The following is a 15,397-nucleotide window of genomic DNA, read 5'->3' on the forward strand; positions in this document are numbered from 1 at the left end:
TTCTATAAATCGACAATTTAAATCTCAGTTAATCTTTGATCGTTTAAATTCGGCCAGTTTGACCACGATGAAGAAGGAAGTGATCGGCAAGGGCGCAAGCCATCATTGCTTCACCTACCGGAACAGCACGTATGCCAACGCATGGATCATGACGGCCTTTGGTTATAACGTCTACCTCATTGCCATCTTTATCAATTGATTTAGTTGGGGTTAGCATTGAAGAGGTAGGCTTAACGGCAAAACGGGCAATTATTGGCTGTCCGTTTGAGATGCCGCCCAAAATACCGCCGGCATGATTGGATAAAAATAGTGGTTTGCCATCAGCGCTAATACGCATTTCATCAGCATTTTCCTCACCACGCAGTGCTGCAGAGGCAAAACCATCGCCAATTTCAACACCTTTAACCGCGTTTATTGACATCATGTAGGAGGCAATATCTTGATCCAATTTTGCGTAAATTGGGGCGCCGAGACCGGCAGGTACATTTTCAGCTATTATTTCTACAATTGCGCCAATGGATGAGCCGCTTTTACGAATCTCATCAAGATATTGAGTAAAGGGTTCCACCATCATTGGATCGGGACAAAAAAATGGATTATTATCAATCTCTTCAAAGTTCCAGCGGCTTTTATCAATGGATAGATTGCCAATTTGAACAATAGCTCCACGAATGTTGACTTCTGGTATGATTTTACGTGCTAAAGCGCCTGCTGCTACTCGCATTGCGGTTTCGCGGGCTGATGAGCGACCACCACCACGATAATCACGAATACCATATTTGACATCATAGGTGTAGTCAGCGTGGCCAGGGCGATAATTATTCGCTATATCGCCGTAATCTTTTGAGCGTTGATCAGTATTTTCAATAACCATTGAAATGGGGGTTCCAGTGGTAATCAATTGGTCGCCATTTGGTAAAACGCCAGACAATACTTTTACTGCATCATCTTCGCGGCGCTGTGTGGTAAACCGTGATTGTCCTGGCTTTCGGCGGTCGAGTTCTTTTTGAATGTCATTAAGAGAAAAAACAATTCCAGGTGGGCAACCATCAATGACGCAACCAATCGCGCTGCCATGGCTTTCTCCCCAAGTCGTGACTCTAAACATATGACCAAATGTATTGAATGACATGATAATTGCTCAACTATTTTAAAACTCTGTTAGGGTTGTTTTATTGTTGTTTTGGTGTGCGGTCAAATATGATAACGACATATAATCAAAATTTGATGATTTTTTACAATCTTTCGTCACATTCACCTGCTTTATATAAATTCATTCAGTATTAATGTTGAATTTCTTATAACGATAAGCGGTAGGAGGTTGGATTTTGTTTTTTTCCAATTTTTACTATTAGCAATTTTTATAAAGATTGGTGCTATTTGGGGCGAGATTGATACTGTCAATTGAAGAATTCATGTTAGCGGGGCAATGTATTTTGAGTTTATCTTGAATATTTTGGCTGGGGATTTTAATTACTAGAGTTATGGGCCATGTTCCCATATAAGGAATTTTTATGCGCAAACTTTTATTTTTAGGTGCATTCGCTGCGGTTGTTTTTCCATTATCTGCATTTGCTGATAGTGCTCAGGGAACAATTACAGCAATTGATCCAAACGCAAACACTATGCAATTAACAGATGGTAAGAGTTATGCATTACCGGGTGAGTTTGATTTTAGTGTCATTCAACCGGGAATGAAAGTGACGGTATTTTATGATGTTGATGGATCCAACCGTTATGTCACGGATATTGAGCCTGAAGGAGAAAACACTCATATTGAACTTCCTGATGGGCAGACACAGTCTAATTAATTGAGATTTTAATAGTCAATCCATTAACTAAAAATTTAAGCTAGCACGGGGGTCGCTTAGCTGATTGACTTAAAGGCAAAGCATAGTGTTTAAGCGCTACGCTTTGCCTTTTTTTATATAATGAGTCATTATTACGAATTTTATGACTAAAAATTGAATGATTTAATTGCATTGCCAACAGTTTTAACCCTTGTAAGAGTTTCCATTGGATGAAAGACTATTATTCTTCTATATAGTGCTATAGGAAGGGGCATTTGTTTTCATAAAAACAAATGAAAATAACAAATTTGGGCAGAAAAATAATACTCAAAAAATTTAGCTGTTAGAGTGAACTGAGTATAACATTAAATAGCATTCCAATTTAAATGATATGGGTATGGCAAATATGCAATCTTCAAATATACGCGGTCTTTTAGCGGCTTTTGGCGCCTATGGTCTTTGGGGGCTTTTACCGCTTTATATGAAGGCTGTTGCCCATATTGATGTTTTGGAAGTCGTTGCTAACCGTATTATATGGGCAGTTCCTGTTACAGCGCTCATTCTTTATTATTTGGGTAGATTTACCGATTTACTTAATGCTTTCAAGAAACCAAAAGTTCTTGCTATGGCTTGTGTGACTTCGGCGCTTATAACCTGCAATTGGAGTGTTTATATCTGGGCAATTGGCAATAATCATGCTGTCGATGCTGCCCTTGGTTATTATATTAATCCGCTATTAAATGTATTATTGGGCTTTGTTTTTTTAAAGGAACGCTTAACTCCGTTTCAATGGCTAGCTGTTGTTTTAGCTGCATGTGCTGTTGCAATTCTTGCAATAAATAAAGGCGGCTTGCCTTGGGTGTCGTTGGTTTTGCCTATAACATTTGGCCTATATGCTTTGCTACGCAAATCGCTTCCCATCGGTCCAGCGCAGGGATTTATGCTAGAAGCCCTTATTTTGTTTATACCTGCTTTAGTATTGCAAGGCTATTTCATCTATAGCGGTAAAGATTACTTTGTTCACGGCACGACCCTTGATACCCTATTGCTTATTGGCGCTGGCCCTTTAACGGCAATTCCACTCATTTTATTTGCAGCAGGTGCAAAAGCTTTGAATTTGATGACACTTGGCCTTATGCAATATATGACACCAACGATCCTATTTCTATTTGCTGTTTTTGTTTTTCATGAGCCTTTCAGCCAGATTGAACTTGTTGCATTTTCGTTAATCTGGCTAGCACTTATAATTTATACTGTTTCATCTAATATGAATTATCGAGCATCAATCGCAAAAGAAAAAATACTATAAATGCATTTTAAATTTATGTTTAGATCAAGGAGGTCTTAAGTTTTAAGGTCTTCATCCTCACGTAAGGTTAAAACTTCAACACCCTTTTGAGTAACAAGTACTGTGTGCTCAAACTGAGCTGAAAGCCTATTGTCAACGGTTATAACGGTCCAGCCATCTTTTAATGTTTTAACTTCATTGCTACCCTGATTGATCATTGGTTCAATTGTAAAGGTCATGCCAGGCTCTAATATTAGTCCTTTTCCTTTGCTCCCATAGTGAAGTACAGTGGGTTCTTCATGCATTTTACGGCCAATACCGTGCCCACAAAAATCTCTCACCACCGAATATCCATTTTTCTCGGCGTGATGTTGAATGCACGCGCCAATATCGCCTAAAGTGGCGCCAGGCTTTACCAGTCTAATTGCTTTATATAGGCACTCTTGGGTGGTTTTAACGAGATGCTTAGCTTTTTCATCCGTGTCGCCAACAATAAAGGTCACACTGCTATCACCGTAAAATCCATCCTTTTTTACTGTTACGTCAATATTGATAATATCACCATTTACAAGCTGCCTATCACTTGGCCAACCATGACAAACAACCTCATTAATGGATGTATTGACGGTGTGTGGATAGCCATATTGACCAAGGCTACCTGGAATAGCATGGAGATTATTTATAATGTAATCATGACAAAATTTATCAATTTGCAGAGTTGTTGTCCCAGCTTTTATTAAGGGGCGTATAGCGGTTAATACTTTGCTAGTTAATGTGCCAGCAACGCGCATATTCGCTATATCTTTATCATTTTTTATTGGAACTTTTTTTCTTTTTAGCATCAATATTATCCAATTGCAGAAATCTCATATGTCAATATTTGAGTCGTTTCATCATGTCATGCTCATTCATCGCCAAGGCAATATTTAATTGTAAAGAGCATAAACTACTGAAAACAATCAAATGAAATTAATATAGGATTATTATGACGAAGACAAAATAGCGCAACATCAAACGCTTTTAAAAAGAAGTTTGCCTGCGAACGAGTGGCGCAAAACGGCTTTCCTCACCACAAAAGTTGATGGCATATCATTTGATTAAGGTTTGTAAATTTTAAAAAAGGGATTGCCGTAATCGTTTAAAGGTAAAGTAATATATGAACTAAATAAAAGGATTCGGTGATAAATACAGCCCAGCAAAGGAATGAACTTGTCTTATTTATTGAAATTTGGGGGATGTAAAAGCCCTGCTTAACCAATAAATGCGGCTATATAAGAGCAAGCGATCAATATTTTATCAAGCAAAAATATCATGAAAATACTTTGCGTGACGCAATTATCCTAAAGCTAAAGCGTAAAACTTGCAGGATAAAAGGTAAGGTGCAATTTTGCTATGTTAATATGGATAAGTAGGAATAATTTTAACTCACATTTTTGATTGCATATTTTTTAAAGTGGTTCAATTACTTTATAAGTATTTATAGATTAATCATCACAGTGCGTATCTAATGCTGGGCTTCTATTTATTGTCGTATTAGGGGCAGGCCTCAACAATTGAGATAAAATATCACGACTGCAGCTATACATATTGCTGAAAAGAAAGTATGAGCGCATCGACAGTATCTTGTTGCAATACGTCACCAAGTTTGAAGTTTTGCAAACAAGTTCTCAATTTTATGACGTAATTTATAGGTTGGCTTGTAAAAGAAGATATTCGCTGTCCTACCTTTTCGGGGAGGAATGCAAGGCTTGATTTTTTTATCAAATAAGGCTTGCCTCAACCAGACTGTGTCAATACCTTTGTCAGCAATAAGTTCTTGCGCTTCAAGCAAAACTGGTAACAGAAGAGCCGCGCCTTTATAGTCGCTCATCTCACCTTGCTATTATCACAGGCATAGCGGCTTTCCATCTTGGTCAACGACTATATGCAGTTTTGAGTTCAAGCCACCTTTGTGCGTCCGACACATTGGGCAACATCCCCTTTTTAAGCAGGCTTGCTGCTGTGCAGTGTGCTTTAAGATGAGTTGCATCAATCATGATACGCTGAGGTTTTGAGCCTTCCTTGCTAAGTGCTGCAAAGATACGATCAAACACACCCAACCGGCTCAAGCGAAAAAGGGAGTTATAAAGGATTTTGTGCGCACCGTAATCCTTAGAAGCATCTTTCCATTGCAAGCCATGCTTAATAACATAGACAATCCCACTGATAACGCACATATCACCAACACGTGCCACCCCATGCGATAATGGAAAATAAGGCGATATCCGCGCAATCTGATTTTCACTCAATAAAAATATATCACTCATTGGCTACCTCCGTCACACCAATGAATCATAAATTAGCTAAAATGTGAATCAATAAAATTAATAGGTCCTGATCCTAAAGACTTAGCGCGAAATACTCAAATTGGATATTATTATATATTAACCTATTGTCAGTTGAAGTAAGATCAATGCATCTTTAAGTATGATAATATCCGTTCTGCTTGCAATCTTGAAACGAATAGAGGCTTAGGATTTAGCCACATATTTATGCCTATAATGAGGGAAAACATGAAAAGAATTTTATATATTTTAGCTACGCTTTTAATACTTAATATTCCAGCCGTTGCTACGCAGTGGGATGATCAAACTAAAGCAGCAATGCAAGATGCATTTTCTAAAATGTATCTGGCATTTGATTTGAAAGACAAGGAGCAAATATTATTAGATATGCCTCCTGAAACGTTGTTACATTATGCCAAAGGCTTGAATATGACAGAAGAAAAATTTACATCTTTCATGTTTACTGTCATGGATGAAAATTGATCAAAGATATCATCAACGACATTAGATTATGATAAAGATAAGTTTATTTATCGTGAATTACCTAACGGAGAGCTGTATACGCTTATTTTGTACAAAACGCATACCCTTATGAAAGATGGTAGCGAACAAAACTCTGAAAATCTTGGGTTAGGTTTCAATGTTGATGGGCGCTGGTATTTTGTAATTGTTGATGATGAAAGATCGTTTAAAAAAGTTTTAGAAGTTTACCCGCAATTTAAAAATGCAGATTTGACAATTCCCAATTAATAACGTTTTTATTTGCTTTAAATATGTCTTAAAAGGAGCCGAAGGCGCAAGTTTTGGCGTTTTCGTCCTCCATGTCATAATTTGTGGAAATGTGGTAAAGCGTGAATGTTTCTGTTTACATTTAACAAATAAAAAAGGCCAGACAATCTGTCTGACCTCTCGGCGTTATCTTATTTTATCAATGCCAGTACATCCGTGGTCATTGCAAAATAGATAGCAATCTTTAAGCTGCAGCTAGGTTGCAAGCAGACATTTTACCTGAACGCTTGTCTTGCTGCATGTCGTAGCTTACAGCTTGACCTTCATCAAGTCCGCGCATGCCAGATTGTTCTACTGCGCTAATATGTACAAATACATCTGCGCCACCATTATCTGGTTGAATGAAGCCGAAGCCCTTGGTTGAATTGAACCATTTAACTGTGCCTGTGGTCATAATAAACCCTTTCATAGCAATAAGAGATCAATGCAGGAACTGCATCTAAGTACCGATTTTTGAGAAGAGGGGAAAATTAGGACGCTAAAAGCGTATAAAGTAACAACTCGAAAAAAAACATCGTTTTTAATGTTTACATTAAATTATTTCATACGTCAATTGAAATTTTAAATAAGTATTATAGTGCTAAAATGAAAGTTATTCAAAATAAATATCATTACAAAATTTAAATAAAATTGGGTAACGCTATTTTTTCGTAAAAACCAATTATAAAAAGCGGTAATATTAACCCTGCCCGTGATTTAAATTAAGTCCCTGCCTTTAGTTTTTTTTGCTAACGCATCACGCTCTGATGTATTTTCAAGGTCGAAGCCAATATCATAGCGATGTTGTGCTTTGGATGCCCCCTTATTTTGGGAGTGTAAAATGCCGATCTCATTCATGCAATGTTTGGGTTAAAAATTGCGTCAAGCGGTAGTGTAGGTCAAGGCCATAGTGATTATATACATCAAGCAAATACGGGATATTATGTTTTTTTGTGCTTATGCAGTAATCTGACGCAGTATTTTTGCGGTTAGCTTCGGGGAGTATCCTGTGACAATAGGGCAATAAAAAAGGCAGCTAAAAGCTGCGTTTGCGGTACTGTTGTTTAAGGATCATTATGGTTTTTTAGTAGGACCTTGTGGGAGCGTTGACATTTTTTCTTCAGCCATTTTAACCAAATCTTCTGGTGTAATTTTGAAATCCCAAGTGGAGATTACCTTTGCAGCGTTTTCTATGCTCACTCTTTCATCAAGTTTGATTTGTCCATTATCATACTCCTGAAAATGGCGAGATTTTATATCTTCACTTTTTGATGCTTGATTGTGGTGTGCATAAAAACCTAGGGCGGCTTGGAGAACTAAGCTATCAAGTACAAGTACAATGGCAAATTTACGCGATTTTTTTAAAAATAATAAAAATATACCACCGAAAAAAGCTATAAAAGCAATAATCCATAATAAAAAAATAACTATGCCCATACGTTTCTCTTTTTTAGTGCTATATACATTATTATTTTTAATGAAGATCACTTCAATCTGAGACTATCACACCGTTGTAAGCAATTTAATTATATTTAAAAAATGGAGTTAGTTAAAGCGTAGTATCTGGCATTTTTTGATAGCCAGACAACATTATCCCGCAGCCAATTAGTGAAATAACCATAGTTGCTGCAACAAGTATACCACCTAGAGCAATTCCACATGAGGAAGAAATGATTATCAAAATTACAAGTGATTTGCTTTTTACGTCTAATGCTATGCCAGCAAGAAAAATGCATAGACATGAACACCACGTGCCATAAAATGTATAACCATTTACTTCGTGGTTTGGGAGTGAGGCGCCACCAATCCCACCCAATGCGCTAGCATAGGCTTGCATGAAAACTGCCACTAATCCTAAAACACCTGCAATAATTATGATGATTGCGCCAATTATTCTCATGATTTTTCCTAAATCAAGACATCAAAATTTAAGAGTTTTACTTAGTTTAGTCAAGCAACATGAAAGAATGGTTTACTTGTTATCAATGTCGCTCCAATCAAGATCATGCATTAGGGCGCGCGCATTATTCTTTTTAATCTGATTATCCTTTTGCAGATTTAAGTCGTTATCAATGCTTGTGGTCGCGCGAGATTTTGAAAGGAAGTGGCTGGCTGTTTCAACATTAAAGGTCTGGATTTGCTTTTACTACGGTTTCAACATAACTACTTTTATTGCCATAGATTTGTTGCCAAATATGGTCAAGCATTTTGCCTTGAATAATTTTATAATGGTTCACGATCTATCAAATCTGCTTTATCTAAACAACGTTTCAACAATTGACACGCACGCCGATGGTTGCCAATAGGCAAAAGTTAGGGCGATTGAATAAACATTCATGCAGGCAAATCCATGGCGAGTCTGGTAGAATTGGACTTCTTTAACCGCTTTGATAAGAACCTTATTGGTTTGGTCATCCGACTATTATGCCACCTTAAGTCCGCCAACCAAGTCTAGTTTGTCCATGCAGTGCTTGGCTTTGGTTTAAGCATTGGATAGCTAACTATTTTGATAATACCTATCAGTGAAATAGCAAAGTGCCGAGCATTAAAGCTGCCTATAAAACATTGTTTGCTGTTTCATCAATATTACGTTTGGCGTGAGTTATGATAAGGTGACTTGGACGGAGAGCAATTTGAATGTTGGGGTTGTATTTATCTAAATTGATAATTGCTTTGGGCGCTCATCTTTTATCGGCATAATTGGAATTTTTGCTATGAGTTAATGATTTTGATTCGCAGATCTGGAACTCACAATAACATGCTTTTTGAACAAAGTTGTGTGACATCTTGTATGTCATATTGTTTTGCAAATCTGAGGAAATATCAATGCAGAAGGGAGGAAACACCATACAATCAATGAATTATGATTTTATCATGGAGCGGGTAGCGGGAATCGAACCCGCATATTCAGCTTGGAAGGCTGCTGCTCTACCACTGAGCTATACCCGCAAGCTAATATGTCAGCTAAAGAAAAATGGTGGAGCGGGTTGGATTTGAACCAACGTAGCTTACGCAACGGATTTACAGTCCGTCCCCTTTAACCCCTCGGGCACCACTCCACTTTTCAAGCTAGCTGAACCAGCTTTTAACTTTGCAATCTGTAGAACCTTAATTCGTTGCAGCTTGCGGAGTGGGTTATGGCGATAAGTTGAGCAGAAGTCAACAGCCTATTTCAAAAAAAATGAAAAAAAATATAAAAATGTGAAAAATTAGTTCTATCCGTGGATAGTAAATGCGCATATAACTGGCGCATGAACTCAAAAACTCCTAAAGATTCCCATTATGCCCGTTTGCGCCGTCAATATAGAGACAGCCAAAACAACGGCCCCAAATCAAATCGTCCGGCACTTTCACCTGAAAATGTGCCTGATGGACTCGTTCGCCTCTATGGTTTGCATACTGTGCGGGCAGCGTTGGCTAATCCTCGACGTAAGCTTAAGCGTCTTTTGCTAACCCAAAATGCTTTTGCACGGCTGGAAATTGCACAAGAGGATTTGCCGATTGAGCCAGAATTGGTTGAACCACGGGCGATAGATCGGTTGCTAGGATCTGATGCCGTGCATCAAGGTGCCATGCTTGAAGCTTTGCCATTACGTCCGCGTGCACTTTCTGCACTAGGTAATAGTGAGCTTGTCGTTGTATTAGATCAAGTGACTGATCCCCATAATGTCGGGGCAATTATGCGTTCGGCAGTGGCATTTAATGGCGGCGCGTTAATAACGACTGCACGTCATTCGCCAATAGAATCAGGCGTTTTAGCCAAGTCGGCATCTGGTGCCTTAGAGCTTATTGATCATATTTGTATAGGTAATCTTGCCACGGCAATTGAGCAATTGCATAAGGCTGGTTTTACGACCTTTGGGCTTGATTCTGAGGGACCGCTTTCGTTGGAAGAAACCTTTACAGGTAAAAAAATCGCCTTGGTCTTAGGTGCGGAAGGGAAGGGTTTGCGGCAAAAAACGCGTGAAACTGTATCCTATCTTGCGCGTCTTGATATGCCTGGTGAAATAAAATCGCTGAATGTTTCTAACGCGAGTGCCATTGCGCTTTATGCAGCACGTAATTTTTTAAAGGCTAAATAGTTTTTTAAACCCCACATGGCTGACAATTCAGATTTGGAACACTTAAAACCACGAGTATTGAGTTACTCGTGGTTTTATTTTTTTATGTTTTACTTTTGCAAATCTATGCGAATCAAAAAATTAATATTTGAATTGCTCTGATAGGATTCGTTCATCCCATGAGTGGTTGGGGTCAAATAATATACGCGCAGTGATATTTTTAGCCGAATAAATGGTTACGCTAGTAACGGTTTTAACTTCAATATTATCAGCTGCGGCATTAACTGGTCTTTTATCTTGCTCAAGCATATCAAAGCGTATGGTTGCTGTGTTCGGCAAAAGGGCACCATGCCAACGGCGTGGGCGAAATGGGCTAACCGGGGTCAATGCAATAAGTGGCGCCAAAAGTGGTAAAATAGGCCCCTGTGCTGACAGATTATAGGCGGTGGAGCCGGCGGGTGTTGCTGCCATAATGCCATCGCAAATCAATTCTTCCATTCTGATCTGATCATCAATGCTGATTTTAATTTTTGCTGCCTGATAGGACTGGCGAAACAATGACACTTCATTGATAGCAAGGGCTTTGACGCTTCCTTCAAGTTTTGATTCTGCAATCATCTCTAATGGATGAATTTCTTCCATATGGGCAACAGAAACACGTTCAGGAAGGTTTTTTATTTCATATTCATTCATTAAAAAACCAATGGAACCGCGATTCATACCATAAATTGGTTTTTGACTATTCATAAAATCACGCACGACCTGGAGCATCGTGCCGTCACCACCAAGGACTATGATAGTTGTTGCTTCTTCCGCGCTATTTTGCCCATAGTGTTTGATAAGAGCTTGAGCTGCTTTTGTAGCATTGGGTGTTTCTGCGGCAATAAAGTGAAATTTTGGCATGGAATGTGAACTTTTTTAATTTACAAATCGACTATTAGTAGGAAAAAATTATAAATTTTGTAATCAGCCGGTAATCAGTAATATGCTTCAATTCGGTGTCATATGCAAATTTAAAAATATGATAGCTTCAGGATTAAGATACTTAGCCGGAAAATAAGTTATCCATTATCTATGAAAGCATTTTTGATGTTTCTTAAAAAAAATCCAAAAAAGGAATTACTTAAAGGCGAATATGCCATTTTTATTCCAGAGGGCTCTATCGGTCGGCCTTTTGATGAAGTCTATGAGTTGCGAGAAACAATTATTGATGAGCAATATGAGATCATATTTATTGGTGGTATAAGGTTTTTATTTGATACACAAAATCAATTCCATTTTTATAAAAATAGTCTTTTTGTTGTCGTTCAAGAACCATCGATTTTGATCTTGGGTATTGAAACAGTTTTAAACCGCAATATAGAGGTTAAAAAGCTTGAACAAGGCATTGTATCTTTTATAAATATCTGTGATAGCAGATTTATAAATGAGCTTTTTGAGTTTAAGAAAACATTGGAGCGCTGATGTTTGCGGTTTAACAGCCGTGACAATCAATGTCTTTGAAGAAGCAGTTAATTATCTAATAAGTTGAGCTGAGTTTTTGCGTTTAAAATAACTTTTTTCAATTAAATGAAAAAAAATATGGCTTATGCTATCAAAAGGTCTTAAAGATTTTTTAAATGGTCAGTCAAATTTAAGACATGTGCTTTTTGCACAAAACGGTTATGGAGCACGTAATGGAAGAGCCAGTCATGCACAAAAATCCTTGCGCTTTAGTGATTGGTGTTGGTGTGGGGACTGGTTATCAAGCGGTGAAGCGTTTTGCTGCTGGCGGCTATGATGTTGCTATGATTGCGCGAAATCACGGCCGACTTGAAAAATACGAAGCTGAAATCGAAGGCGCTTTTGGATATCCAGTTGATATTACCAATATTGAAGCTTTTGATCATCAGCTCAATGAAATTATTGCAAATCATGGTTTGCCGCAAGTTGTTGTGTTTAATGCTTTCCAAGGGGTTTTTGGTGATTTTTTGGAAATCGACCCAATGCAACTCGCCATGAATTTTAACACTAACGTTATGGCGTTTTTGCATGTGACACGCAAATTATCGCCTTTAATGCTTGAGCTTGGCCATGGTGTTTTCATTGTAACAGGTAATGCTGCAGCTATTCGCGGTAAAAGTAATTTTGCGGGCATTGCTCCTACAAAAGCTGCGCAACGAATTTTAGCAGAATCAATTGCTCGCTCGCTTGGTCCAAAAGGTATTCATGTTGCTTATGTGGTTATTGATGCGGTAATTGATGTGCAATGGTCGATGAACCGAAGCAATAATGATGATTATTTTATTCAACCCAATGATATTGCTGAGGAATTATGGCATATCGCGCACCAACCGCGCGGGGCTTGGTCGTTTAATGTTGAATTGCGCCCCCTATAAAGAAATATGGTAAAGGTTACAAAGATTAGCATTTTATTAAATGCTTTCACTGCCTTATGCTTTGTAGTTTAATGCATTAAAAAAATACTCACTAATAACCGCTTTATAAGGTTGTCCAATCAAAAAAGTCTAAGCAGTTAATGAAATCGAATTTATTTTTTGATTTTGAGTAGACATCTACTTTGCTTGGCGGCGATAAATAGGGGCAGGTTGCTGCCTTTATGGAAAAATGCCGGAAGGATTTCTTATGAATATAGATTATGCTGAACTTCGCCGCAAAATGGTTGATAATCAGGTTCGCACTGTAGATGTTACCCGTCTTTCTGTATTGGCCGCTCTTCTTGCTGTTCCGCGCGAAGCATTTGTTTTAGATGATTTTAAGAAGTTTTCCTATGTCGATGAAGATGTGGAAGTGAAAGCTGCTGAAAATGGGCAGCCAGCTCGTTTTATCATGGAGGCAGCTCCATTTGCCAAGCTATTGCAACTTGCCGATGTTTCAAAAAAAGATATCATTCTTGATATTGGCTGTACGACTGGTTACAGTGCGGCTGTTCTTTCAGAGCTTGGCAGTTCGGTTATTGCACTTGAAAGTGATGAGGCATTAGCACAAGCTGCAAAAAATAATCTTGACAATAATGGTTATGATAATGTTGTTGTGATTAATGGAGTATTGCAGGACGGTTATAAAAATGAGGCGCCCTTTGATGTTATAGTTATTGAAGGTTCGGTAGATTTTGTACCGGAAAATTTATTTTCCCAATTGCGTGAAGGTGGACGCCTCGTTGTGGTTGTTGGTCATGGTAATGCTGGAGTTGCGCAGTTATTCATTAAAGAAGACGGCGTTATTTCTGTGCGGCGCGGCTTTAATCTTGCGGTAAAACCTCTTGCTGGATTTTTAAATAAGCCGAAATTTGTATTTTAATATTATATAAATGCCTTTTTGCTATGTTTGCTTAAATCTTGCCTTGGTTGAAAATAAAGCGGTTTTGCAAGAGAAAGTTTTATTCTAGTTGTTTTCCTGCAACGCTTGCCGATTTTATGAGTAATAGTTTTTTTATTGCCTTAAAAATTGCAAGCTATGTGTTGCGAATTTATTAGCTAGGCTATAGCAATAGATAAAGTGGTAATTGAGATTGGTTTGGATTGTGAAAAATATGAAAAAAGCACTGTTGGCAGCTCTGCTGGTTTCAGGCACGATTCTTTCAAGTGTCCCATCAAAAGCTGAAAATTTGATGGGTGCGCTTTCAAAGGCTTATAATAATAATAGCCGTCTCAATTCAGATCGCGCCTCTGTTCGTGTTAGTGATGAGAATGTTGCAATTGCACGATCCGGCATCCGTCCGTCTATAGCTGCATTTGCTAGCTATACTCGCGGTAATAATGCTGGAAATCCCTATTATTCAACTGTTGGCTCGGTCGGTATTCAGCTTGACCAAGTTATTTTTGACGGTTTTTCAACAAAAAATAATATTAGTGCTGCTGAATTACAGTCTGCTGCGCAACGCGAATTTTTGCGTAACAGTGAACAAAATCAGCTTTATGCGGCGATTGAAGCTTATGCAGATGTTTACATGGCGCGGCGTATCGCTATTTTACGTCAACAAAATGTTGCTGCATTAGATGAACAAGTTCGAGCTGATCGGGCAAAACTTGAGGTTGGTGAGGGTACTCGAACCGATCTTGCGCAATCTGAGGCACAGCGGGCCCTAGCTATTTCGCAATTGCATTTAGCCAAAGCTGACGTAAAGTCAAAAGAAGCGATTTATCGCCAGGTGATTGGCGTGGAGGCAGAGAAGTTGGATGCTCCAGTATCAGCTACCGGTCTTCCTCGTAATGCAAAATCGGGTTTTGAAATTGCAAGAGTAGAACATCCTGCAATTCTGTCTGCTCGTTACGCTGTCGATGCGGCGTCCTATCGGGTTAAGGCTAATGAAGGCGCATTGCTGCCACAAGTGAACTTCAGGGTCGCAAGCTCTTATAATGAGGTTTATGATGGCCCAGGGACGAGTGGCAGAGCCAACTCGATTGGTCTTGCTTTAACAGTGCCATTTTATCAAGGTGGTCGCACATCTGCACAAATTCGTCAATCCAAAGAGCAGTTGGGTCAGGCGGTGATTCAGGTTGATGTTTATGTTGATCAGGTTCGCCAAGAGCTATCCGCCGCGCTTTCTCAATTAGATGGCGCTAGGGCATCTGTTGCAGCCTATCGTGATAGTGTTGCTGCGAATAAAATTGCTTTGAATGGACGTATTGAGGAAAATCGAGTCGGGCAAGCAACTACCCTTGATGTTTTAAATTCTCGGGGTATGCTTATTGATTCTCAGGTAAGTCTAGTATCTGCCGAACGTGATGCAGTTGTAGCCAGTTACGGGCTAGTGGTCGCGATTGGGCGTATGAGTGCTCAACAGTTAAATTTGCAAGTTGTTCACTATGATCCCAAAATTCATTTTGATGCTGTACGATTTAAATGGTTTGGTTTGAAAACGCCATTTTCTCGTTAGATCATATAATATATAGTTATAATAGGTGCTGGATTTTAAAGCATCCGATATAACCTTTGGTGTGAAAAAAAATACATTATTTGATATTAAATCCTTAATTATATTCCCCCATGTTTTTTTGCTGATTTGATTGAAATAATTCCCTTTTTCTAAATTGAAAACTAATATTTTGTTCTTTTTTAATATCAAATCAAATCGAATCATCGTTATTTTAGAATGTTATCGATAGCGCATTTGTCGCCATAAAATTGGAATTGGCTCTTATTATAGTTTTTTATCGATTCCTA

16 protein-coding genes, 2 tRNA genes and 1 pseudogene are annotated in these 15,397 nt (G+C 38.5%); 9 read left to right on the forward strand and 10 right to left on the reverse strand.

What is annotated here, in order from left to right:
• Positions 1–43 precede the first annotated feature (43 nt).
• On the reverse strand, positions 44–1,132 hold the full coding sequence (gene aroC, locus H3299_RS04680) for a chorismate synthase (protein WP_182419143.1): 1,089 nt from the start codon (positions 1,130–1,132) through the stop codon (positions 44–46).
• Between the two features lie 382 nt (positions 1,133–1,514).
• Here aroC and H3299_RS04685 point away from each other — a divergent pair, with 382 nt between their 5' ends.
• The gene (locus tag H3299_RS04685; protein WP_182419144.1) at positions 1,515–1,811 is read left to right on the forward strand and encodes a DUF1344 domain-containing protein; all 297 of its coding nucleotides are present in this window, start codon (positions 1,515–1,517) and stop codon (positions 1,809–1,811) included.
• A 385-nt stretch (positions 1,812–2,196) separates the two neighbouring features.
• A complete protein-coding gene (gene rarD, locus H3299_RS04690; protein WP_246708142.1) occupies positions 2,197–3,099 on the forward strand; it encodes an EamA family transporter RarD in 903 nt (300 codons plus the stop codon).
• Between the two features lie 35 nt (positions 3,100–3,134).
• On the opposite strand, the gene map is transcribed toward rarD, so the two are convergent.
• Both map and H3299_RS04700 read right to left on the reverse strand, forming a co-directional pair.
• Positions 3,135–3,920, reverse strand: a complete 786-nt coding sequence (gene map / locus H3299_RS04695) for a type I methionyl aminopeptidase (protein ID WP_182419146.1) — start codon at positions 3,918–3,920, stop codon at positions 3,135–3,137.
• A 704-nt stretch (positions 3,921–4,624) separates the two neighbouring features.
• Positions 4,625–5,384: pseudogene (locus H3299_RS04700) on the reverse strand (IS5 family transposase).
• 246 nt (positions 5,385–5,630) lie between these two features.
• Between H3299_RS04700 and H3299_RS04705 the strand changes: the two are divergent.
• The gene (locus tag H3299_RS04705; protein WP_182419147.1) at positions 5,631–5,885 is read left to right on the forward strand and encodes a hypothetical protein; all 255 of its coding nucleotides are present in this window, start codon (positions 5,631–5,633) and stop codon (positions 5,883–5,885) included.
• A 108-nt stretch (positions 5,886–5,993) separates the two neighbouring features.
• Positions 5,994–6,152 carry a hypothetical protein gene (locus H3299_RS04710; protein ID WP_182419148.1) on the forward strand — a complete coding sequence of 53 codons (159 nt, stop codon included), beginning with the start codon at positions 5,994–5,996 and terminating at the stop codon, positions 6,150–6,152.
• A 223-nt stretch (positions 6,153–6,375) separates the two neighbouring features.
• Here H3299_RS04710 and H3299_RS04715 read toward each other — a convergent pair whose 3' ends face one another.
• From H3299_RS04715 to H3299_RS04740, 6 genes are all read right to left on the reverse strand, one after another.
• Complete coding sequence (locus tag H3299_RS04715) at positions 6,376–6,585, reverse strand: cold-shock protein (RefSeq protein ID WP_182419149.1); 210 nt, start codon at positions 6,583–6,585, stop codon at positions 6,376–6,378.
• A gap of 659 nt (positions 6,586–7,244) precedes the next feature.
• Positions 7,245–7,607 carry a hypothetical protein gene (locus H3299_RS04720; RefSeq protein ID WP_182419150.1) on the reverse strand — a complete coding sequence of 121 codons (363 nt, stop codon included), beginning with the start codon at positions 7,605–7,607 and terminating at the stop codon, positions 7,245–7,247.
• A 112-nt stretch (positions 7,608–7,719) separates the two neighbouring features.
• On the reverse strand, positions 7,720–8,070 hold the full coding sequence (locus H3299_RS04725; protein WP_182419151.1) for a hypothetical protein: 351 nt from the start codon (positions 8,068–8,070) through the stop codon (positions 7,720–7,722).
• 223 nt (positions 8,071–8,293) lie between these two features.
• On the reverse strand, positions 8,294–8,407 hold the full coding sequence (locus H3299_RS15715; protein WP_371739800.1) for a tail protein X: 114 nt from the start codon (positions 8,405–8,407) through the stop codon (positions 8,294–8,296).
• Between the two features lie 638 nt (positions 8,408–9,045).
• Positions 9,046–9,119 (reverse strand) — tRNA-Gly (locus H3299_RS04735).
• Between the two features lie 26 nt (positions 9,120–9,145).
• Positions 9,146–9,229 (reverse strand) — tRNA-Tyr (locus tag H3299_RS04740).
• A gap of 192 nt (positions 9,230–9,421) precedes the next feature.
• Between H3299_RS04740 and H3299_RS04745 the strand changes: the two genes are divergently transcribed.
• The gene (locus tag H3299_RS04745; RefSeq protein ID WP_182419152.1) at positions 9,422–10,252 is read left to right on the forward strand and encodes an RNA methyltransferase; all 831 of its coding nucleotides are present in this window, start codon (positions 9,422–9,424) and stop codon (positions 10,250–10,252) included.
• Positions 10,253–10,372: 120 nt separating this feature from the next.
• Here H3299_RS04745 and H3299_RS04750 read toward each other — a convergent pair whose 3' ends face one another.
• A complete protein-coding gene (locus H3299_RS04750) occupies positions 10,373–11,134 on the reverse strand; it encodes an NAD kinase (RefSeq protein WP_182419153.1) in 762 nt (253 codons plus the stop codon).
• A 186-nt stretch (positions 11,135–11,320) separates the two neighbouring features.
• On the opposite strand from H3299_RS04750, the gene H3299_RS04755 reads away from it, so the two are divergent.
• The 4 genes from H3299_RS04755 (at position 11,321) to H3299_RS04770 (ending at position 15,110) form a co-directional block, all read left to right on the forward strand.
• Positions 11,321–11,695: a hypothetical protein gene (locus H3299_RS04755; RefSeq protein WP_182419154.1), complete on the forward strand. Its 375-nt coding sequence runs from the start codon at positions 11,321–11,323 to the stop codon at positions 11,693–11,695.
• A gap of 212 nt (positions 11,696–11,907) precedes the next feature.
• Positions 11,908–12,609: an SDR family NAD(P)-dependent oxidoreductase gene (locus tag H3299_RS04760; protein ID WP_246708143.1), complete on the forward strand. Its 702-nt coding sequence runs from the start codon at positions 11,908–11,910 to the stop codon at positions 12,607–12,609.
• Between the two features lie 247 nt (positions 12,610–12,856).
• Positions 12,857–13,531, forward strand: coding sequence for a protein-L-isoaspartate O-methyltransferase (locus tag H3299_RS04765; RefSeq protein ID WP_182419155.1), 675 nt, complete (start codon positions 12,857–12,859; stop codon positions 13,529–13,531).
• Positions 13,532–13,763: 232 nt separating this feature from the next.
• Positions 13,764–15,110 carry a TolC family outer membrane protein gene (locus tag H3299_RS04770; protein ID WP_182419156.1) on the forward strand — a complete coding sequence of 449 codons (1,347 nt, stop codon included), beginning with the start codon at positions 13,764–13,766 and terminating at the stop codon, positions 15,108–15,110.
• The last annotated feature ends 287 nt before the right edge of the window (positions 15,111–15,397 follow it).

This window comes from Bartonella sp. HY038, assembly GCF_014117425.1.
Taxonomy (GTDB): Bacteria; Pseudomonadota; Alphaproteobacteria; order Rhizobiales; family Rhizobiaceae; genus HY038.